At 29.2% G+C, this 19,617-nt stretch carries 23 protein-coding genes and 1 pseudogene; 18 read left to right on the top strand and 6 right to left on the bottom strand.

All coding sequences use genetic code 11. From position 1 onward, the window contains the following. Window positions 1-9: 9 nt before the first annotated feature. From PG913_RS09555 to PG913_RS09490, 14 genes and pseudogenes are all read left to right on the top strand, one after another. A complete protein-coding gene (locus PG913_RS09555) occupies window positions 10-255 on the top strand; it encodes a hypothetical protein (protein ID WP_271230512.1) in 246 nt (81 codons plus the stop codon). Window positions 256-257: 2 nt separating this feature from the next. Next, a complete protein-coding gene (locus tag PG913_RS09550; protein WP_271230511.1) occupies window positions 258-563 on the top strand; it encodes an S-adenosylmethionine decarboxylase family protein in 306 nt (101 codons plus the stop codon). A gap of 115 nt (window positions 564-678) precedes the next feature. Beyond that, window positions 679-1,266 carry a DUF3592 domain-containing protein gene (locus PG913_RS09545; RefSeq protein WP_271230510.1) on the top strand — a complete coding sequence of 196 codons (588 nt, stop codon included), beginning with the start codon at window positions 679-681 and terminating at the stop codon, window positions 1,264-1,266. Between the two features lie 204 nt (window positions 1,267-1,470). Further along, window positions 1,471-2,118: a potassium channel family protein gene (locus PG913_RS09540; protein ID WP_271230509.1), complete on the top strand. Its 648-nt coding sequence runs from the start codon at window positions 1,471-1,473 to the stop codon at window positions 2,116-2,118. Further along, complete coding sequence (locus PG913_RS09535) at window positions 2,108-2,647, top strand: rhomboid family intramembrane serine protease (protein ID WP_271230508.1); 540 nt, start codon at window positions 2,108-2,110, stop codon at window positions 2,645-2,647. Before PG913_RS09540 ends, PG913_RS09535 begins: the two co-directional genes overlap by 11 nt. 75 nt (window positions 2,648-2,722) lie before the next feature. Next, the gene (locus PG913_RS09530) at window positions 2,723-3,073 is read left to right on the top strand and encodes a DUF5713 family protein (RefSeq protein ID WP_271230507.1); all 351 of its coding nucleotides are present in this window, start codon (window positions 2,723-2,725) and stop codon (window positions 3,071-3,073) included. Window positions 3,074-3,348: 275 nt separating this feature from the next. Continuing rightward, window positions 3,349-3,519, top strand: coding sequence for a cbb3-type cytochrome oxidase assembly protein CcoS (gene ccoS / locus PG913_RS09525; protein ID WP_271230506.1), 171 nt, complete (start codon window positions 3,349-3,351; stop codon window positions 3,517-3,519). A 26-nt stretch (window positions 3,520-3,545) separates the two neighbouring features. Continuing rightward, a pseudogene (gene ccoN / locus PG913_RS09520) lies at window positions 3,546-5,748 on the top strand (cytochrome-c oxidase, cbb3-type subunit I). A 29-nt stretch (window positions 5,749-5,777) separates the two neighbouring features. Then, a complete protein-coding gene (locus PG913_RS09515) occupies window positions 5,778-5,921 on the top strand; it encodes a CcoQ/FixQ family Cbb3-type cytochrome c oxidase assembly chaperone (RefSeq protein WP_271230505.1) in 144 nt (47 codons plus the stop codon). An 11-nt stretch (window positions 5,922-5,932) separates the two neighbouring features. Next, on the top strand, window positions 5,933-7,060 hold the full coding sequence (locus PG913_RS09510) for a cbb3-type cytochrome c oxidase N-terminal domain-containing protein (protein ID WP_271230504.1): 1,128 nt from the start codon (window positions 5,933-5,935) through the stop codon (window positions 7,058-7,060). Window positions 7,061-7,084: 24 nt separating this feature from the next. Continuing rightward, window positions 7,085-8,506, top strand: a complete 1,422-nt coding sequence (ccoG, locus tag PG913_RS09505; protein ID WP_271230503.1) for a cytochrome c oxidase accessory protein CcoG — start codon at window positions 7,085-7,087, stop codon at window positions 8,504-8,506. A gap of 43 nt (window positions 8,507-8,549) precedes the next feature. Beyond that, window positions 8,550-8,996, top strand: a complete 447-nt coding sequence (locus tag PG913_RS09500; RefSeq protein WP_271230502.1) for a FixH family protein — start codon at window positions 8,550-8,552, stop codon at window positions 8,994-8,996. Next, window positions 8,996-9,694 carry a sulfite exporter TauE/SafE family protein gene (locus PG913_RS09495; protein WP_271230501.1) on the top strand — a complete coding sequence of 233 codons (699 nt, stop codon included), beginning with the start codon at window positions 8,996-8,998 and terminating at the stop codon, window positions 9,692-9,694. The genes PG913_RS09500 and PG913_RS09495 overlap by 1 nt, the downstream gene beginning before the upstream one ends. An 83-nt stretch (window positions 9,695-9,777) precedes the next feature. Continuing rightward, entirely contained in the window at window positions 9,778-10,614 is an 837-nt protein-coding gene (locus PG913_RS09490; RefSeq protein WP_271230500.1) for a universal stress protein, read from the top strand. Between the two features lie 75 nt (window positions 10,615-10,689). Here PG913_RS09490 and PG913_RS09485 read toward each other — a convergent pair whose 3' ends face one another. The 6 genes from PG913_RS09485 to PG913_RS09460 form a co-directional block, all read right to left on the bottom strand. Next, entirely contained in the window at window positions 10,690-11,394 is a 705-nt protein-coding gene (locus PG913_RS09485; RefSeq protein ID WP_271230499.1) for a DUF4369 domain-containing protein, read from the bottom strand. A 41-nt stretch (window positions 11,395-11,435) separates the two neighbouring features. Beyond that, window positions 11,436-12,743, bottom strand: coding sequence for a DUF819 family protein (locus tag PG913_RS09480; RefSeq protein ID WP_271230498.1), 1,308 nt, complete (start codon window positions 12,741-12,743; stop codon window positions 11,436-11,438). A 225-nt stretch (window positions 12,744-12,968) separates the two neighbouring features. Then, window positions 12,969-13,637 carry a DUF2490 domain-containing protein gene (locus PG913_RS09475; protein WP_271230497.1) on the bottom strand — a complete coding sequence of 223 codons (669 nt, stop codon included), beginning with the start codon at window positions 13,635-13,637 and terminating at the stop codon, window positions 12,969-12,971. Between the two features lie 124 nt (window positions 13,638-13,761). Further along, window positions 13,762-13,926 carry an Arc family DNA binding domain-containing protein gene (locus PG913_RS09470; protein WP_271230496.1) on the bottom strand — a complete coding sequence of 55 codons (165 nt, stop codon included), beginning with the start codon at window positions 13,924-13,926 and terminating at the stop codon, window positions 13,762-13,764. A gap of 74 nt (window positions 13,927-14,000) precedes the next feature. Next, entirely contained in the window at window positions 14,001-14,495 is a 495-nt protein-coding gene (locus PG913_RS09465) for a hypothetical protein (protein WP_271230495.1), read from the bottom strand. 13 nt (window positions 14,496-14,508) lie between these two features. Beyond that, window positions 14,509-15,369, bottom strand: coding sequence for an SPFH domain-containing protein (locus PG913_RS09460; RefSeq protein ID WP_271230494.1), 861 nt, complete (start codon window positions 15,367-15,369; stop codon window positions 14,509-14,511). A gap of 120 nt (window positions 15,370-15,489) precedes the next feature. Here PG913_RS09460 and PG913_RS09455 point away from each other — a divergent pair, with 120 nt between their 5' ends. The 4 genes from PG913_RS09455 to PG913_RS09440 all read left to right on the top strand — a co-directional run bounded on the left by PG913_RS09455 (window position 15,490) and on the right by PG913_RS09440 (window position 19,558). Continuing rightward, a complete protein-coding gene (locus PG913_RS09455; RefSeq protein WP_271230493.1) occupies window positions 15,490-16,278 on the top strand; it encodes a S1/P1 nuclease in 789 nt (262 codons plus the stop codon). A gap of 334 nt (window positions 16,279-16,612) precedes the next feature. Beyond that, complete coding sequence (locus PG913_RS09450; RefSeq protein ID WP_271230492.1) at window positions 16,613-17,659, top strand: flavin-containing monooxygenase; 1,047 nt, start codon at window positions 16,613-16,615, stop codon at window positions 17,657-17,659. Between the two features lie 50 nt (window positions 17,660-17,709). After that, window positions 17,710-18,645 (top strand): citrulline utilization hydrolase CtlX, encoded by a 936-nt coding sequence (gene ctlX, locus PG913_RS09445; protein WP_271230491.1) that lies wholly within the window; start codon window positions 17,710-17,712, stop codon window positions 18,643-18,645. Between the two features lie 70 nt (window positions 18,646-18,715). Next, window positions 18,716-19,558: an OmpA/MotB family protein gene (locus tag PG913_RS09440; RefSeq protein ID WP_271230490.1), complete on the top strand. Its 843-nt coding sequence runs from the start codon at window positions 18,716-18,718 to the stop codon at window positions 19,556-19,558. Window positions 19,559-19,617: the final 59 nt, after the last annotated feature.

The raw sequence follows: 19,617 nt of genomic DNA, 5'->3' as shown, positions 1-19,617 counted from the left end.
GTATTATCGATGGGAGAATGGGGCTGGATACTTGGAACAAAAAATAAAAATATTAGTTCGAATCAATTAAAAGATAAATTGCAAAAAATTGAATTCAAAAATGTTAAAACCAATTGGATAAATAACGAAGCAATGCAATTGATAACATCTTTTGGAAAGGAATTTTTTAATTCTAAAGATAGTATTGAAGTTAATAAAGTACACAATCCCGTTCTTTATAAATATTATTTAAACGGTAATTGGGATTTATATTAATTATGAATACATCTTACAAACATATAGAAGCAAATATATACAGTCATAAAATTTGGGATAGTTGTACTGTGCCAAAATCACTAAAAACAAGGTATGAGTATTTATTAAAAGAGGCTGGTTTTACAATTATTCTTTTTAATGAACATCATTTTCCTGAGCAAGGATATACCTGTTTTTGGTTGTTAGGTGAAAGTCATTTAGCAATACATACGTTTCCTGAAAGTGGTAAAAGTTATATTGAATTGAGCAGTTGTAGTAAAGAAAAGCTAGATTTATTTATTGATAAAATTAATGATATAAATGCATAAAAAAATTACAAAATCACTTCCTGTAAATTTAAAAATCCGATTGCTTTATAGAGGGTTTTCTACAATTTTTATACTTATTCTTCTTTATTTTAGTTTTTTATCGCTTAAATCTAATATGAAAAATATTGATTTTAGAGAATGTTTTTATTTGAATATTAATACAAACGAAACAAAAGCAACTATTACAGAAGTTTATTTTACGGATATAGAAGACGACCAGTTACAGGCAATGGTAAAAGCCTATGAATATGAATATACAATTGATAAAGAATATCATAGATGGGTGTCTTATAATTCTATTGCTAATTTAAAAATAGGCGATGAAGTAAAGGTTATTTATAACATTGAAAAACCTACGTATAGTGTTATTAAAAATTTTGATTACATACCTAACGGAAATCCATTTTTTTATTATTTGGTATTTCCATTGATTACCCTATTTATTTTTAGATTATATATTCGAAATACAGTAAAAGAAATTACAATTTTAAGTAATGGTATTATTACTGAAGGAAGATATTTAGGTAAAGAACTCTATTTTTCTAATAATGTAAAAGGTGAAAGTGGTTATCGAATTAAATTCGCCTATTTTTCTGAGGATAAAGAAATAGAATATGCAACCACTTGTTTAGGTACTCTAAAAAAATTAGAACTAAAAAAGTATGGATTATTTATCATAAAAATAATCCTAAAAAAGCATTAGTAGTAAATAGTTTACCAAAGTCAATTGCTAAACACATTAAGAAAAATTGGGTTTAATGAAAAAAAAGCACGTAATTTTATTACTTACAATAAGTATTTTATCAAATTTATTTATGCGCTTATTGTGTTGAATATTATTGTTTTAATTCTTGAATCTTATCATTAATTAAATATAAAATATAGGGCTTTTTTTCATCTTTTTGAATTGTTTTCGGTAACAGTATTTACTATTGAATATTTTATCAGAATTTGGGTTTCTGATATTACAAAAGAAGATAAAACAGAACGCTTAAATTTTGCTTTTTCTACTGCAGGAATTATCGATTTAATAGCAATACTTCCTTTTTATTTACCATTAATTTTTCCTTTTGATTTAGGAATTATACGTATTCTTCGTTTGTTCAGGTTGTTACGAATTTTTAAATTAGGTAGATATTCAAGCTCCTTAAAAACCATAAAATATATATTTAAGGAAACAAAAGCAGAGTTGTCTATTACTATTTTTGTAACTTTTGTTTTAATGGTTTTATCCTCTACGCTTATGTATCATATAGAACATGATGACCAGCCAGAAAAATTTGCAAGCATTGGCGATGCTTTTTGGTGGGCAGTAGCAACATTAACAACCGTTGGATATGGCGATGTGTATCCTGTAACGCCTTGGGGTAAATTATTGGGTGGTGTTATTGCGTTAATCGGAATTGGTTTTGTTGCGCTTCCTACAGGAATTATTAGTTCGGCTTTTATTGATAAAATTCAATCTGAAAAACAGCTAAAAAAATCCGAAGAAAAAATTAAAGAAAAAATTGTAATTGTCCACATTGTGGAAAAAATATTAATGTATGATTTCTAAAAAACACAAATATACTATTCAATTAATAGTCTTTTTATATGTTGTTCACGCCATAAGTTTTTTTATTCCGATTACTAAATTTGGAATTATACCACGTACTTTTAATGGATTGATTGGTGTTTTTGCATCCCCTTTTTTACACGCTGATATTTGGCATTTATTTTCAAATACACTTCCTTTAATTGTTTTATTAACGGTGCTTAATTATTTTTATCCGAAGAAAACATTGTCTGTAATTATATTTACAATTTTAGTTGGTGGAATGCTTGTTTGGATGTTTGCTAGAAGTGCAAATCATATTGGCGCTAGTGGATTAATATATGGACTCGCTTCATTTTTAATAGCAAACGGTATTTTAGAACGAAAATTTATTCCAATAGTTGTTTCTATTGCTGTAGCTCTTGTTTATGGCGGATTGATTTGGGGATTAGTACCATCTTTAAAAAGTCATATTTCATGGGAAGGACATCTTTTTGGTGCTGTTGCAGGTATTATTATTGCATTTTTATTGATAAAAAAACAACGGTAATTTGAAGTTGATTACTTTTAGGAATTGGAAAAATAATATTGATTATTTTGAATAGAAAAATTAACAAAAAATATAATGAAAGTAGAAGAATTAAAATATAAAAAAGCACAAGAATATAACTTTTTAAAAGATATGTATTCTGATAATTATTTCCCTAATTTCTTAGTAGATAAATGTAAAGATATTTTGTTGAACTTTTGTAAAGAAATTGAACTTCAAAGTTCAACAAACTTAGAAGGTTTATATAAATTAGGAGAAAAATATACTGAAGAATTTAATGAAATTCAAGATGAGTTTTACAAAAATGAAAGTGAAATTGAAACTGTAGCTCGAGAATCAATAATGAGTGATTTTGAAAATATCTCAAAAATATATGGATATGAAAATGCTGATATTGAAACCTTAGCTGGAAATAGAGATTGGTAAAAACTAATACAAACATAAATAATACGTTCAAAAACCTCTTTTTAAGAGATTTTTTATTTTTCAATAAGTTTTTCTTCTAAATTAACATAGCTTAAAACCACGGCGAATCAACAAATAAATTCCGTTTTTACAGATTAGATACTATTTTTAATCTTCCTCTTTTGTTACTTCTAAACTTTTTTAGTGAAATATTAAATAAATCATAAAATATGATATTTATCATATTTTAAGAAGAGCATCAAAACTAACTTTGTGCTACAATTATCAGGCAAGATATGAGCGTTATTTACTTACTACTTACACTAAGCATTTTAGTGGCAATTATTTTTTTTATTGCATTTATTGTTTCTGTAAAAAGCGGACAATACGATGATTCGTATACACCGTCAGTTCGTATGCTTTTTGATGACGAATTAGTAAAAGAGGAAACAAAAAACAATAATTAACAATAGATATTAAATTCAATTAAATTATGGAAATGCAACAATTTTATTACGATAATAAAATCGTAAAAAAATTCATTTATGCTACACTTCTTTGGGGAATCGTAGGTTTCTCGGTAGGTTTGCTGTTGGCATTAATGTTTTTATTCCCAAATATTACAGACGGAATATCACGGTTAAGTTTTGGTCGTTTACGTCCGTTACATACAAATGCAGTAATTTTTGCTTTTGTAGGAAATGCTATTTACGCAGGGGTTTATTACTCGTTACAGCGATTGCTAAAAGCACGGATGGCGAGTGATTTTTTAAGTAATTTTAATTTCTGGGGATGGCAATTAATTATTGTTGCAGCCGCCATAACACTTCCTTTAGGATATACAAGTTCCAAAGAATATGCAGAGTTAGAATGGCCTATTGATATTGCAATTGCATTAGTTTGGGTTGCCTTTGGTGTAAACACGATTTGGACGATTCTTCAAAGAAGACAACGTCATTTATATGTAGCAATTTGGTTTTACTTAGGAACTTTTGTAACTGTTGCAGTATTACATATTTTTAACAGTTTATCATTGCCTGTAAGTTTCACTTAAAAGTTATTCAGTGTACGCAGGTGTACAAGATGCATTAGTACAATGGTGGTACGGACATAATGCCGTTGCATTTTTCTTAACAACACCATTTTTAGGATTGATGTATTATTTTGTTCCTAAAGCAGCAAACCGACCTGTATATTCTTATCGATTATCAATAGTTCACTTTTGGTCGTTGATATTTATTTATATCTGGGCAGGGCCTCACCATTTATTATATACCGCATTACCAACTTGGGCTCAAAATTTAGGAGTTGCATTTTCAATAATGTTATTAGCACCGTCTTGGGGTGGAATGATTAACGGATTATTAACACTTCGTGGTGCTTGGGATAAAGTACGTACCGATCCTGTTTTAAAATTCTTCGTAGTTGCAATTACTGGTTATGGTATGGCAACTTTTGAAGGACCTATGTTATCATTAAAAAATGTAAATGCAATTGCGCATTTTTCTGATTGGATTATTGCACACGTTCACGTTGGGGCATTAGCTTGGAATGGTTTCTTTACCTTCGGGATGATTTACTGGATGGTTCCAAGATTATTTAAAACGAAATTATATTCGACAGCTTTAGCAAACTTTCACTTTTGGATTGGTACTTTAGGTATTATTATGTACACATTACCAATGTATGTTGCAGGTTTTGTACAGGCATCAATGTGGAAACAATTTAATCCTGATGGAACATTAGCTTATGGTAACTTCTTAGAAACTGTAACTGAAATTATTCCAATGTATTGGATGCGTGCTATCGGAGGAAGTATGTTTATTTTTGGAGCATTTGTAATGATTTACAACACGGTACAAACTATTAGATCTGGTAGCGATGTTACTGATGATTTAGCAGAAGCAGCACCTTTAACAAAAGTATCTAAGCACAGAACAAAAGGAGAAGGATGGCATACTTGGTTGGAAAGAAAACCAATCAAATTAACAATTTTTGCTACAATCGCTATTTTAATAGGTGGAGTTGTTCAAATTGTACCAACATTATTAGTAAAATCGAACATACCAACAATATCAAGTGTAAAACCATATTCGCCCTTAGAATTAGAAGGACGTGATATTTATATTCGTGAAGGATGTGTAGGATGTCACTCTCAAATGGTTCGACCATTCAGAAGTGAAGTTGAGCGATATGGAGAATATTCTAAAGCTGGTGAATTTGTATATGATCATCCATTTTTATGGGGATCTAAACGTACAGGACCAGATTTACATAGAATCGGAAGTAAATATTCTGATAGTTGGCACTTAAACCATATGTACGATCCGCAAAGTACCTCACCAGGTTCTATTATGCCAGCGTATCAATGGTTAGTAAGAAGTAAGTTAGATAAAAGTGATACTGAAGCTAAAATGAGAGTAATGGTAACTTTAGGAGTTCCTTATTCTGATGAAGAAATAGCAAATGCGCAAGCTAATATGGATGCACAAGGAGCTAAAATTCAAGAAAACTTACATCAAGATCCTGATTTTGCTAAAAGTTATGCTTCAGATAAAAAATATGCAGCTGATAATGGGCAGACTTTTATCGAAATGAAAGATAGAGAAATAGTCGCTTTAATTTCTTACTTACAAAGATTAGGTACAGATATAAAAGTAAAAGATGTTCAAAAACAATTAAACACTAAAAACTAAGACTCACGTTAAAGTTCGTAAAAAATCATATGGAAAGTATTGCAGGTATTGAAATATATCCGTTGATTTCATTAACAATATTCTTTACTTTTTTTATGATATTATTTTGGTGGGTATTTACAGCCAAAAAAGAATACATAAGTAAGGTAAGCGATTTACCTTTAAATGACTAAAACAAATTATTATGAAAAAATATATTCAATCTATAGTATCTTTTCTTTTTGTTTTTTCAATGCCATTTATTTTAGCAGAGGCATTTAAGGCATATGAAGAACCGTTTAATTTTTTAGAAAATTCAATAATTTTATACATTACCATTGGGTTTGGTTTGGTAGTACTTCTAAAAGAAGTACTATCTAACACAGTTGTAAACAAAGCAAATGAGTTAATGCCTAAAAACTATACAAGAGTTCAATCGGCAATATCATTTTTGTTTACTTTTTTAACACCATTTGCATTAGCGACAGCAATTAGTTCGTACGCTAATCCGTTTAATATTTTAGAAAATCCATTAGTTTGGCTTGGAATTATAGCTTTTGGCTTGGTTATTTTAGCGAAAGAATTATTGACTATTATAGGTGTCAAAAAAATTGAAGAAGTTGAAATGATTAAAGCAGGAATAAATCCTGAAGAAGTAGATCATTTAGCTTGGGCTAGAGAATTAATTGCCAATTGGACTGCTGCAAAAGCTATTGAAGAAGAAGAAGAAATTATTCTTGATCATAATTATGATGGAATTAAAGAATTAGATAATAATTTACCGCCACGGTGGGTATATATGTTTTATGCAACTATCATTTTTGCAGTTGTTTATTTAGTGCGATTTGAAGTTTTAGATGGCTATACACAAGACATGGAATATGCACAATCTGTAGCTGTTGCAAAAAGAGAATTAGCAGCTTTTAGATCTACTTCAAAAGAGGTCGTTATTGATGCTGAATCAGTAACTGTTTTAACTTCAGAAAGCGATTTAAAAAGAGGGAAAGCTATCTATAAATTAAACTGTGCTGCCTGTCATATTGCTGATGGTGGTGGAGGTATCGGACCTAATTTAACCGATAAATATTGGCTTTTAGGTGGCGGAATTAAAAACGTATTTACTACCATTACAAATGGAGGTAGAGACGGAAAAGGAATGGTTGCAATGGGTAAAACTTTAAAACCAATAGATATTCAAAAAGTGGCAAGTTATATTATGGCTTTTCAAGGTACTACGCCTGCAAAACCAAAACCACCACAAGGAGAATTATTGAAAGAAGAATCTGAAGTAGTAGAAGAAGTTATTACACAAGTAAAAGATAGTGTACAATAAATAATAGTTTTTTAATAGTTGATAATGGAGACACCCAAGGACGAGCAATTTAGAGATAGTATAGGTACCATCAATAATGACGGGAAGCGTGCTTGGGTATATCCTAAGAAACCAAGTGGAAGGCTTTATAAATACAGATCGTACGTTAGTTATTTTCTGTTACTGATTTTATTAGCCGCTCCTTTTATCAAAATTAATGGGAATCAGTTTTTATTATTCAATGTAATAAAACGAAAATTTAATATTTTTGGATTTCCTTTTTGGCCACAAGATTTTCATTTATTAGTAGTTTCGATGATTGTTGGCGTGGTATTTATTATTTTATTTACTGTCGTTTTTGGTCGGATTTTCTGCGGATGGATTTGTCCGCAAACCATCTTTTTAGAAATGGTTTTTAGAAAAATTGAATATTGGATTGATGGCGATAGAGGAAAACAAATCCGTTTAGAAAAACAAGCATGGAATGCCGAAAAAATTAAGAAAAGACTGTTAAAATGGTTTATCTTTTTTATCATTTCATTTTTAATAGCAAACGTATTTTTAGCTTATTTAATTGGTGGAGATACCGTTATTAATTATGTAACAGGTAATCCGTTTGATAATACGAGTACTTTAATTTCTTTATTAATTTTTACAGGAGTTTTCTATTTTATTTTTGCTTGGTTTAGAGAGCAAGTTTGTATTATTGCTTGTCCTTACGGTAGGTTGCAAGGTGTTTTGTTAGATAATAAAACAATTAATGTAGCGTACGATCATGTGCGTGGAGAAGGAGAAAAAGGTAGAGGTAAATTCAAGAAAAAAGAAGATAGAGCAACCAGTGGAAAAGGAGATTGTATTGATTGTGCACAATGTGTAAATGTTTGCCCTACGGGGATTGATATCAGAAATGGAACACAGTTAGAATGTGTAAATTGTACCGCTTGTATTGATGAATGTGATGACATGATGGAAAACGTAGGTTTACCAAAAGGATTGATTCGTTTTGCAAGTGAAGAAAATATTGAAAAGAAAACACCTTTTGAGTTTACTGCCAGAATGAAAGGTTATACCGCTGTTTTAGGTATTTTAATAGCCGTTTTAATAGGAATGTTATTTTTAAGAAATGATGTTGAAGCAACTATTTTAAGATTACCAGGACAATTGTATGAACATAAAGAAAATGGCGTTATCAGTAATATTTATACTTATAAGGTTATCAATAAAACCACAAAACAGATTGATGATGTAAGTTATAAATTGCTTTCTCATAAAGGGAAAATAGAAACAGTAACACATCAAAATTTTGAAGTTCCAAAACAAGGATTAGCAGAAGGAACGTTATTTGTAGAATTGCATCAATCAGAAATGAAAAAAGAAAAAGTAAACCTTAGAATTGGTGTTTACAGTGGTGATAAATTAATCGAAACGACTAAAACTAATTTTTTAGGACCAAGAAGTTATCGATAATAAATAATCATTTTATTAAAAATGATATTAAAAAATAATAAAAATGAAACTAAATTGGGGAGCAGGTATCGTAATTGCAATTATCGCATTTATGAGTTTTATTCTATATTTCGTTATATCAATGAGTACAGGTCAGAATTATAATCATGATTTGGTATCTGAAGAGTATTATCAAAAAGAATTAGAGTTTCAAGGAGATATAAATGCAACAAAAAATGCGAAAGCATTAACAGAAAATATTAAAGTAAAAAGAGTATCAGAAGGATTAAAAATCTATTTTCCAACAGAATTTAATCCTAAAGATATTACAGGAAAAGTGTTCCTATATAGACCATCTAATAAGCAATTAGATTTTGAAATACCTATTTCAATTTCTGATACATATTTGCTCGTGCCTGAGAAACGCTTATTGGGTGGTCGTTGGAACATTATTGTTTCTTGGAACTACAAAAATACAGCTTATTTATTTGAGAAAGAATTAATTTATTAATGTTTCTTTCTGCGCTCATATTTGGTTTATTAGGTAGTTTTCATTGCATTGGAATGTGTGGACCTATCGCTTTTATGTTGCCTGTTGATAGAAAAAATCCTGTAAAACAGTTTTTTCAAATTTTTAGTTATCATTTTGGGCGATTATTTACCTATAGTTTAATCGGATTGTTGTTTGGTTTTTTGGGTAAAGGTTTTTATTTCTTCGGATTTCAACAGCAACTTTCCATTGCAGTAGGTGTTCTTATGATTTTGGTAGTTATTTTACCAAAAACTTTTCAAAAATATAATTTTTCAAAACCGATTAATAAATTGGTAATGAAAGTTAAATCATCTTTAGGAAAAGAACTTAAAAAGAAAGGTAACGATACTTTTTTTACTATCGGTTTTTTAAATGGATTACTACCTTGTGGATTGGTTTATATGGCTGTTTTTGGCGCATTAGCCACCACAAATGCTTTTTCGGGAAGTTTATATATGTTTATCTTCGGATTAGGAACAATTCCTTTGATGACAATTATTGTTTACGTTGGTAATTTTGCCAACGGATTGGTCAGAAAAAGAATTCAACAAGTTATTCCTTATGTGGTTGTTCTTATTGGTTTGTTATTTATTTTACGTGGTTTAGGTTTAGGGATTCCTTATGTTTCTCCACTGCCAGTTAACGATTTATCTACTTCTGTAGAAGGATGTCATTAAGTAAAATAGATGATAAAAATCATACTTTTTTTAATTAATACGTTGTAGATTTACTTTAGAAGTTAAACCTTAATATCATACTAATGAAAAAAATAATTGTACCCGTAGATTTTTCAATACATTCAGAAAACGCCTTAAAAACCGCTGCTTTTTTAGCTAAAAAAAATAATACTGAAATTATTGCAGTTCATATGCTTGAGCTTTCGAATGCAGTAATTAATCAATCAGAAATGTCATCTCAAAACGAAACAATTTTTTACCTAAAATTAGCTGAAAAAAGGTTTACTGAATTTTTGAAAAAAGATTATTTATCAGATTTAAAAGTAACACCAATTATTAAACACTTTAAAGTTTTTAGTGAATTAGATGCATTAGCTCAAGAAGAAAATGCAGATTTATTGGTAATCGGTTCTAAAGGAACAAGTGGTTTAGAAGAAATTTTTATAGGATCAAATACCGAAAAAGTAATTCGTTACGCAAACAGACCTGTATTAGTTGTTAAAGAAGAAGCAATTACAAGTAAAGTTGAAAAAGTTGTTTTTGCACGTGATTTTTCTAATGATGATGTTGCTCCTTATTTAAAAGCAAAAGCTTTTTTCGGAAAGTTAAATTGTGATTTACAATTAATATATGTAAATACACCTACTGCAAAATTTAAAAGTAGTCTTGAAATTACAGCTAAAATGCAACTGTTTTTTGAAGCTGCAAATGAAGATGTTACTAAGGCAAAAGATGTAAAAATTATTGCTGATTATTCAGTTGAAGATGGGGTATTATATTATGCAAATAAAAGTAATGCTGATATTATAGCTGTTGCTACTCACGGAAGAAAAGGAATTTCTCATTTCTTTGAAGGAAGTATTTCTGAAGACATTGCTAATCATAGTGCTTTACCTATAATTTCTTTTAAAATTCAGTAAATTTATTTTTAATATTGATATAAAAAAACTCGATACAAATAGTATCGAGTTTTTTGTTTTAAGAAAAATAAAAAATTATTTATCTTCTTTTTCTTTTATCTGACTTACAAATTTTTGTAAACGTTTCCCGTAATTAGATTTTTTAACTTTATCAGACAAGCTGTTATTAATAGTATCTAATAACATAACATTGGCATCAAATAATTCAGATAAAGCAATATAAGGAGCTGCTTCACTATCTGAATTAGCAATAGCAAAGTTTGTAGAAAATAAAAAACGACGACGCATCATTTTTTTATAATCATCTTCTAATTGTTTAACTAAAACAGGATCTTTAGCTGCACGAGCTTCAAAATCTTTTTTAATAAAATCTAAACGTTGATCTTTAAATTTATTATCAATTTCACGAAATTTAGCGATTACATCTTGGTTTTTAGATCCTTTTATTTCAGGGTTAAAACCAAATTCTTCTAATTTATCGTTAATAGTAATTTCACCTTTTTCACCAAAAAACATTAAATGTTTATCTTCTGTATTTCCATCAAAAGTTAGGTAATACATTACAGGTGACGTTACATCATCTGTTAAGGTAAATTTCCCACTACCTAATAAAGCTACAGAATCTACAGAAACTAATAGAGTATCGTTCATTTTCTGAAGATATAAAGTACCTTTTTTTAATCCTTTAATTTGACCTTTAACGACCATGTTTCCTTCTTTTTTAGAAGAACAAGCAAAAGCTAGTATAGAAAACGCTAAAACTGCGATAATTTTTTTCATATGATTATAATTTTTTTGAGTTGCAAATATGCTGAATTCTCTTATAAAGTTGCTGATAATTCCATTAAAATTGTACATATAATTGCTCCGATTGTACCAATTGCATAACCAAACACGGCTAGTAGTACTCCAACAGATGCTAATGAAGGATGAAATGCTTGTGCAACAATAGGAGCAGAGGCAGCACCACCAACATTTGCTTGACTACCAACAGCTAAAAAGAAAAAAGGTGCTCTAATTAATTTAGCTACTAATATTAGTAAACCAGCATGAATACTCATCCAAACTACACCGATTGCAATTAAGCCTACATTATCAAAAATCATTGTTAAATCCATTTTCATACCAATAGAAGCAACTAAAAGGTAAATAAAAATACTTCCTATTTTACTAGCTCCAGCACCTTCGTAGTTTTTTGCTTTTGTAAACGATAATCCAATAGCAATAATAGTAGAAACACTAATCAACCAAAAGAAACCTGAACCTAAAAATGAAAAGATATTTCTCCATCCTTGCGATTCTATTCCTGCGACTAAATCGCTAAAAAAAGCACTTAAATACCCCGAAGCAAAATGTCCAAATCCAACAGTACCAAAAGCAATTGCTAACATAATCATAAAATCAGTTAAGCTAGGGTTTCTTTGTACGCTTTTTGTAAAGGTAGACATTGTTTCTTTTAATTCTTCAATAGCTGAGGTATCTGCTTTTAACCATTTATTAATTTTATCTTTTTTACCAATTCCTATTAATAGAATTGCCATCCAAACGTTAGCAACTACAATATCAACAAATACCATTCCTCCGTATTTTTGAGGATTATATTGATAAATTTCTAACATTGCTGTTTGATTTGCTCCACCACCAATCCAACTTCCTGCAAGTGTAGAAAGTCCACGCCAAACGGCATCAAAATTAGCACCACCAACAGTTTCTGGCGAAAATATTGAAATTAATAAAATAGCAATTGGTCCACCAATTATAATTCCTAAAGTTCCTGTAAAAAACATAATTAAGGCTTTAGAACCTAAGTTAAATATAGCTTTTAAATCGATACTTATTGTCATTAAAACCAATGCAGCGGGTAATAAAAATCGACTTGCTACATAATATAATTGAGATTTTCCTTTAATAACCTCACCAGCTACATTTGTAGTTTCCCATTCTGGAGAAATTACTCCAAAAGTGGTGAAAAGTGCTGGTACAAGATACGCCATGAAAAGTCCTGGAACTATTTTATAGAATTTATGCCAAAACCCAGCAGTTTTAGATTCAGTATAAAATACAAATCCTAAAGAAATCATTAATATTCCAAAGACAATTGCATCGTTTGTTATTATTGGTGCGGTCATTTTTAAATAAGTTTTTTGCTAAAATAGGTTTTTATACGAGTTACATTTTAATATTTTACGTATTAAAGTGTTTTAATCGTATTAATTTATATAATTTTTAAAAAATAAAATTTAAAATAGTGTAAAGATTTTTAGCCCCGATTGAAGCAATTGTTTGAGCTCTTTTTTGTTTTTTTCAAACAAAAAAAGCGAGTGCGGAAAGCGGGAAATAGCTACTAATAATTATTATTTTTTCTGATGATTTGTATTAATTACAAGCCCTAAAAGTATTCTGTTAAAGTTCGCATCTTGGTTTGTTACTATATTTTGATATCCTAATTTTAGTTTTATTGCTTTTGAAATTTTGTATTTAAAACCTGCTCCTAACCAATTTTGATTGTATGGTTCACCATTAAAATCGAAAAAAGTTTCATTATATATAAAGGTATCCCATTTATTATTTAATGGATAATTTAAGGCTATTTGATAGCGTAGAAGGTGATCAGTTTTTGTGTTAAAAAAACGTTGTTCGGCTCTAAATCTATGGCTAAAAGCTAGAGTGTTTATTTTATGTTTTACATTAAAATCTTCATAAATACGATGCTCATTAGTATCGCCGTTTTTAGCTTTAAAAGTAGCATCTGTATTTAAAAAAGCATATCCTAAAGTAGCACTTATGTTATTGTTTATTTTGTAATTACCTCCAAAACGTCCAATAAATTGCTGTATATCATCACCTATTTCAAAGAAGCGAAAATGTGCCATTGTTTTTAAACTAAATTTATTTGAAACTTGGTGCGAACCGTTGTACATATACCAAACTCCTAATTGGTTTTCTGGATTTTTTTGTGAATTATTTTGAGCAATGCTTTTTAGTGAGCATAAAAAAATAAAGAGTATAAATATTTTGTTCATAAATAAGTTTTTAAAAATTAAAATCTCCTACATTGGTTTGTAGGAGATTTAGTTTTACTAAATTTTAAATCAAAAATACTAAAATTAAAATAAGTATGTAACCATCTTTTAATAGTTAGATTTGTTATTCTTCGTTTTTATTAGGTTCACGTTTGGCTTGTTTGAGTGTTTGCATTAACATCCATTCAATTTGTCCGTTTGTAGAACGAAATTCGTCAGCAGCCCATTTTTCAATAGCCTTAATCATGTCCTCATTTATACGAAGTGCGAATGCTTTCTTTTTTGCCATCGTTATTTTTTTGCAAAATAAATGATAATATTAAAAATACCGACTATTATTAGTGTAATAACTGTAATCACGCGCTATTTTTTTTGATAATTATTTAAAACTCGTGTAATATCATCTTCTTTTTGAGTTCCTATTAGTAGTTTTTTTCCGTTTTTTAAAACAATTTGAATGCCAATATCACCAGAAATATTTAAAGCATTTCCTTTATTTTTATTGAAAGTAAAACGTAATCCCCAACCTCCGTACTCTAAAATAGGATTGTATTTTCTGATATAAATTTCATCAATATCTTTCCATAAAATTTTTCTTTCAGTAAAATGAAATGGTATAAATTTATATGAGATACCAATATCATTTATTTTAGTTTTAAGACAAGCGGTATAAATTAAAAAGTGAAGGGCTATTATTGAAATAATACCAACCAAAGAAGAGCTATTTGCTGTAATACTTTTATCAACAGTATTTATCCAGTCTTTACTAATTAGTAAAATAGCTATAATTGAACTTAATGTAATTAATAAATGAAGCCACCATTGTGTGAATTTTTGTTTTTCTATAAATACTTTCATAATTTTTTAAAATTTAATGACTTAAAGTACCAGTGTTTACAACAGGAGAAGCTTCTTTATCACCACATAAAATGACTAATAAATTACTAACCATTGCAGCTTTTCGTTCATCATCTAAATCTACAATTTGTCTTTTATTTAATTCTTCTAAAGCCATTTCAACCATTTCTACTGCACCTTGTACAATTTTATGACGAGCAGCAACAATAGCCGTTGCTTGCTGACGTTTTAGCATAGCACTTGCAATTTCTTGTGCATAAGCTAAATAACCAATACGTGCTTCTAAAACCTCGATACCTGCAATAGATAAACGTTCTTCAACTTCTTTTTCTAAAGCTTCGCTGACTTCGTTTACGCTTGACCGTAGTGTAATATCTTCTTCATATCCTTCATCAGCAAAATTATCGTACGGATACATACTTGCAAGTTTACGAACCGCAGCATCTGTTTGTACACGTACAAAGTTTTCGTAATTATCAACATCAAAAGCTGCTTTATAGGTTTCGGTAACTCTCCAAACTAAAATGGTTGAAATCATTACAGGATTTCCTAATTTATCATTTACTTTTAAGCGTTCACTATCAAAATTACTAGCTCGTAACGAAATTGTTTTCTTTTTATATAGCGGATTTGCCCAAAATAAACCGTTCTTTTTTACTGTTCCTACATATTTACCGAAAAATAATAACACTTTTGACGAGTTTGGATTTACAAGAATAAAACCAAGTGATAATATAAAACTAAATACCGATAGTAATATAAAAGCAATATTTTCATTGAGTACGGACAATACAATTCCACTAATTAATAGCAATAACACGATACCGAACATTAAATAACCGTTGGTTGGATTGATGATTTTTTCTTTTTGCATTTTTTTTAATTTAAATTGATATCAATTTGATATCGTAAATATATGTTTAATTTTTTGTTAAATCCAAATGTTGATGTAAATAATTGCATATTTTTGTTAAAAATTAATCTAAATTTATTTATGAAAACCAAGGTGTTATTACTGTTTTGTGCTTTTTTAATAAGTGCATCAACTATTGCAAATAATGAAGATTTTTGGGGTCCAACAGGGCATAGGGCTACAGGTAAAATTGCTGAAAACAATTTAACAAAAAAAGCAAAACGACAAATTGATAAATTATTACAAGGCGAAAGTTTAGCGTTTGTATCTACGTATGCAGATGAAATAAAATCTGACAGAAAAAAATTCGGAAAGTTTTACACTTGGCATTATGTAAATATGCCTTTGGATGGAAAATACAGCGAGGTAGCTAAAAATCCGAAGGGAGATTTAATTACAGGAATTAAAGAATGTGTAACCATTTTAAAAGATGATAAAAGTACTATTGAAGACAAGCGTTTTTATTTAAAAATGTTGGTACATTTAATGGGCGATTTACATCAGCCAATGCATATTGGGCAAAAAGAAGATAAAGGAGGTAATTCAATACAGGTAAAATGGCACGGTAAAGGCTCTAATTTACACAGAGTTTGGGATAGCGGTTTAATAAATAAATGGGATATGAGCTATCTTGAATTAGCTGATAACGCAAAGGATTTATCAAAAGAACAAATTAAAGCGCTTCAAAATGGTGATGTAATTGATTGGATGAAAGATACGCATAAACTTACCAAAAAAGTATATGGTTCGGTAAAATCGGGCGATAAATTAAGTTACCGTTATTCGTACGATTATTTTCCTGTGGTAAGAGAACAATTACAAAAAGGAGGATTGCGTTTAGCTAAATTATTAAACGAAATTTTTTCTTAAGAGTTATTCAATTTTAAAATACAAAAAAGTTCGAAAATTAATATTTCGAGCTTTTTTTTGATAATTATTTGAAGCTATTTCCCGCTTTCCGCACTCGCTTTTTTTGTTTGAAAAAAACAAAAAAGAGCTCAAACAATTGCTTCAATCGGGGCTAGGTATTTTTATCAAGTCTATATCAAAAATTAGTATCATTTTTTATCTTGAGTTAATTATCATAAAAAAACAAATAATCCTTTAGAAATTAACAATAAGTTTAAGGAAACCTTTTTTTTAGGGTAAAGTGATGCCTGTTATTTTGTCTACCTTTGAAAGGTAAATAATAAAAAGAAAAGAGATGTTAGATTATGTAGTTATTGGAGGGGCTCAAGCAGGATTATCGATGGCATACCATTTAAAACAAATGGATAAAAAGTTTATAGTTATTGATGGCGAAAAAGAAATTGGTGCTTCTTGGTTAAATAGATGGGATTCTTTAAAATTATTTACACCAACAGAATACAATCATTTACCAGGTTTAAAATTTGATGCTCCAAAAGGACATTATCCAACAAAAGTAGAAGTTAGTAATTACTTTAAAAACTATGTTTCTGAATTTAAAATTCCTGTACAATTAGATACTTTAGTAACATCTGTAAGAAAAAACGAAAACGGTTTTTACGTAACTTATAAAGGTGGCGAAATTGAAACTAAAAATGTAATTATTGCTACAGGTCCTTTTCATATTCCTTATACACCTCCTTGTCACACAAAATTATCTGAAAGTGTTTTACAAATGCACAGTAATTTTTATAAAAATGAAAGTCAGTTACAAAATGGAGATGCTTTAGTTGTTGGAGGAGGAGATTCTGGGTATCAAATTTTAAATGAATTATCAAAAGATGGTAATCGAACTGTTTATTTTTCAGGAAATACAAACGTAAAATCCTTACCACAGCAATTTTTAGGAAAAACACTTTGGTGGTGGTTTACATTGATTGGTTTTTTAAGTTACAGTAAATATAGTTGGATAGGTAAAAAAATAAACTCATCGATACAGCCAGTTATTGGAACAGATGTGAAAGAAATACTTTCTCGAAAAAATGTAATTGTGCAAGGAAGAACAAAAGATGCATTAAAAACAGACATCATTTTTGAGAATAAAACCATTAGTACCATCAAAAATATTGTTTGGGCAACAGGATATCGTCCTAATTTTAACTGGATTGAAGGTTTGGAATTAGATGGAGATGGATATCCAAAAAATTATAGAGGTGTTAGTAATATAGATGGTTTATATTTTATAGGTTTGCCTTGGATGTTTACACGTGGTTCTGCAACTTTAGGAGGTGTTTCTAAAGATGCTAGTTACTTAGCTGATATCATCAGTAAAAAACAAGAATAATACTTCAATAACCGATATCAAAAAAACAATTACATTTAATATTTAAGAGTATGGAACAAACGACTAATACCATTTTAATGGTGCGTCCCGCTAGTTTTAGAATGAACGAACAAACGGCTGTAAATAATCATTATCAGCAAGAATTAGCAAACATGTTACCCGCTACTATTAATGCAAAAGCACAACAAGAATTTGATGCTTTTGTAATAAAGTTAAAAGCGATAGGAGTTCATGTTATTGTTGTTGAGGATACCAAAAAACCAGATACTCCAGATGCATTGTTTCCTAATAATTGGATTTCTTTTAATGAAAATGGTGATGTTGCTATTTATCCGATGTTTGCTGAAAACAGACGTTTAGAAAAGCGAGAAGATGTATTGGCTGTTTTAGAAGAAAAAGGATTTAAAATAAATAGTATTATTGATTATTCTGATGCCGAAGAAGAAGGTGTTTTTTTAGAAGGTACAGGAAGTATGATTTTAGATCGTACCAATAGAAAAGCATATTGTGCTTTATCACCAAGAGCTGACGAAGAATTGTTTATTGAATTTTGTGAAGATTTTGAATATACACCCGTAATTTTTACAGCAAATCAAACAGTAAATGGTGAAGTAGCCGCTATTTATCACACCAATGTAATGATGTGTGTTGCTGAAACATTTGCTATTCTTTGTTTAGAAGCAATAGACGATAAAAAAGAAAAAAAATCGGTTGTAAAACATTTAAAAACAAGTGGTAAAGAAGTTATTGCTGTTACTGAAAAACAAGTAGTACAATTTGCTGGAAATATGCTACAAGTAAAAGGTGCTAATGATGAACGTTTTTTAATTATGAGTTCATCTGCTTATAACTCGTTAACAAATGACCAATTACAAAAAATAAATAAACATAATAAAATCATTCATTCATCACTAGAAACTATTGAAACCTGTGGTGGTGGAAGTGCCCGTTGTATGATGGCTGAGGTGTTTTTATCAAAAGAATAACTAATTATATACACTAAGTTTTATATAGTTAAGTTTAGCATTAATCTAATTAATTAAGTATAAATAAATAATGAAAAAAGTTTCCCTATTAGTTGCAGTTGTAATATTATCAACATCGTGTGTTTCTAAAAAAAAGTATGTTGAATTAGAAAATCAGTTTAAACAAACAACTTTCGAAAAAGAACAATTATCAGCAAAATTTGCTAAAATAGAGCAAAGAGTTGATCGTTATAATGCTAAAATTAATTCTTTAAAAGGTATTAATTCAGGTTTACAAAAAGAAAATGATGTTAAATTAGATATGGTTGAAGGAGCTGTAATATCTAATGCGATGAAAGTCAAAATGCGTAAAACTTTAGCGAATGTTGATGCTACTAAATTAGCAAATGCTAAAACGTTAAAAGACTCTATGAATTTAGCAGTTTCTTATCAGCTTAAAAAATCTATAGATGTTACTGATTTAGAAAATTCTGATGATATTAATGTAAATATTGATAAAACAGTAGTAATGATTTCTATTTCAGATAAAATGTTATTTAAAACAGGAAGTTATAATGTAAATAGCAAAGCATATAGTACGCTTAAAAAATTAGCAGATATTATTAAATCTGAACCAAGTATGGATGTTATGATTGAAGGTCATACTGATTCAAGAAAAATACACACTCAAGTATTACAAGATAATTGGGATTTAAGTGTAAAAAGAGCTACTTCAATAGTACGTGTTTTAGAAAATAAATTTGGTATTGATTCAAGTAGATTAATAGCTTCAGGTAGAGGTTCTTCTTTACCATTAGTAGACAATTCTACAAGTGCTAATAGAGCAAGAAATAGAAGAACAAAAATTATTATCTTACCAAACTTAGATAAGTTTTTTGGATTATTAGCTGAAGAACAGGTAATTCAGCCATAATACATTAAAAGAATAATGTATCATAAAAAAGCCTTCGATTTTTAATCGAAGGCTTTTTG

The organism is Tenacibaculum pacificus, from assembly GCF_027941775.1.
Lineage (GTDB): Bacteria > Bacteroidota > Bacteroidia > Flavobacteriales > Flavobacteriaceae > Polaribacter > Polaribacter pacificus_A.
Note: the sequence above shows the minus strand (reverse complement) of the source record. Positions and strands in the feature narration are given on the sequence as shown.

Coding starts and splice junctions, on each gene's coding strand:
- PG913_RS09555 (WP_271230512.1), top strand. CDS start 10: ATGGGAGAATGGGGCTGGATACTTGGAACAAAAAATAAAAATATTAGT.
- PG913_RS09550 (WP_271230511.1), top strand. CDS start 258: ATGAATACATCTTACAAACATATAGAAGCAAATATATACAGTCATAAA.
- PG913_RS09545 (WP_271230510.1), top strand. CDS start 679: ATGAAAAATATTGATTTTAGAGAATGTTTTTATTTGAATATTAATACA.
- PG913_RS09535 (WP_271230508.1), top strand. CDS start 2,108: ATGATTTCTAAAAAACACAAATATACTATTCAATTAATAGTCTTTTTA.
- PG913_RS09530 (WP_271230507.1), top strand. CDS start 2,723: ATGAAAGTAGAAGAATTAAAATATAAAAAAGCACAAGAATATAACTTT.
- ccoS (WP_271230506.1), top strand. CDS start 3,349: ATGAGCGTTATTTACTTACTACTTACACTAAGCATTTTAGTGGCAATT.
- PG913_RS09515 (WP_271230505.1), top strand. CDS start 5,778: ATGGAAAGTATTGCAGGTATTGAAATATATCCGTTGATTTCATTAACA.
- PG913_RS09510 (WP_271230504.1), top strand. CDS start 5,933: ATGAAAAAATATATTCAATCTATAGTATCTTTTCTTTTTGTTTTTTCA.
- ccoG (WP_271230503.1), top strand. CDS start 7,085: ATGGAGACACCCAAGGACGAGCAATTTAGAGATAGTATAGGTACCATC.
- PG913_RS09500 (WP_271230502.1), top strand. CDS start 8,550: ATGAAACTAAATTGGGGAGCAGGTATCGTAATTGCAATTATCGCATTT.
- PG913_RS09495 (WP_271230501.1), top strand. CDS start 8,996: ATGTTTCTTTCTGCGCTCATATTTGGTTTATTAGGTAGTTTTCATTGC.
- PG913_RS09490 (WP_271230500.1), top strand. CDS start 9,778: ATGAAAAAAATAATTGTACCCGTAGATTTTTCAATACATTCAGAAAAC.
- PG913_RS09485 (WP_271230499.1), bottom strand. CDS start 11,394: ATGAAAAAAATTATCGCAGTTTTAGCGTTTTCTATACTAGCTTTTGCT.
- PG913_RS09480 (WP_271230498.1), bottom strand. CDS start 12,743: ATGACCGCACCAATAATAACAAACGATGCAATTGTCTTTGGAATATTA.
- PG913_RS09475 (WP_271230497.1), bottom strand. CDS start 13,637: ATGAACAAAATATTTATACTCTTTATTTTTTTATGCTCACTAAAAAGC.
- PG913_RS09470 (WP_271230496.1), bottom strand. CDS start 13,926: ATGGCAAAAAAGAAAGCATTCGCACTTCGTATAAATGAGGACATGATT.
- PG913_RS09465 (WP_271230495.1), bottom strand. CDS start 14,495: ATGAAAGTATTTATAGAAAAACAAAAATTCACACAATGGTGGCTTCAT.
- PG913_RS09460 (WP_271230494.1), bottom strand. CDS start 15,369: ATGCAAAAAGAAAAAATCATCAATCCAACCAACGGTTATTTAATGTTC.
- PG913_RS09455 (WP_271230493.1), top strand. CDS start 15,490: ATGAAAACCAAGGTGTTATTACTGTTTTGTGCTTTTTTAATAAGTGCA.
- PG913_RS09450 (WP_271230492.1), top strand. CDS start 16,613: ATGTTAGATTATGTAGTTATTGGAGGGGCTCAAGCAGGATTATCGATG.
- ctlX (WP_271230491.1), top strand. CDS start 17,710: ATGGAACAAACGACTAATACCATTTTAATGGTGCGTCCCGCTAGTTTT.
- PG913_RS09440 (WP_271230490.1), top strand. CDS start 18,716: ATGAAAAAAGTTTCCCTATTAGTTGCAGTTGTAATATTATCAACATCG.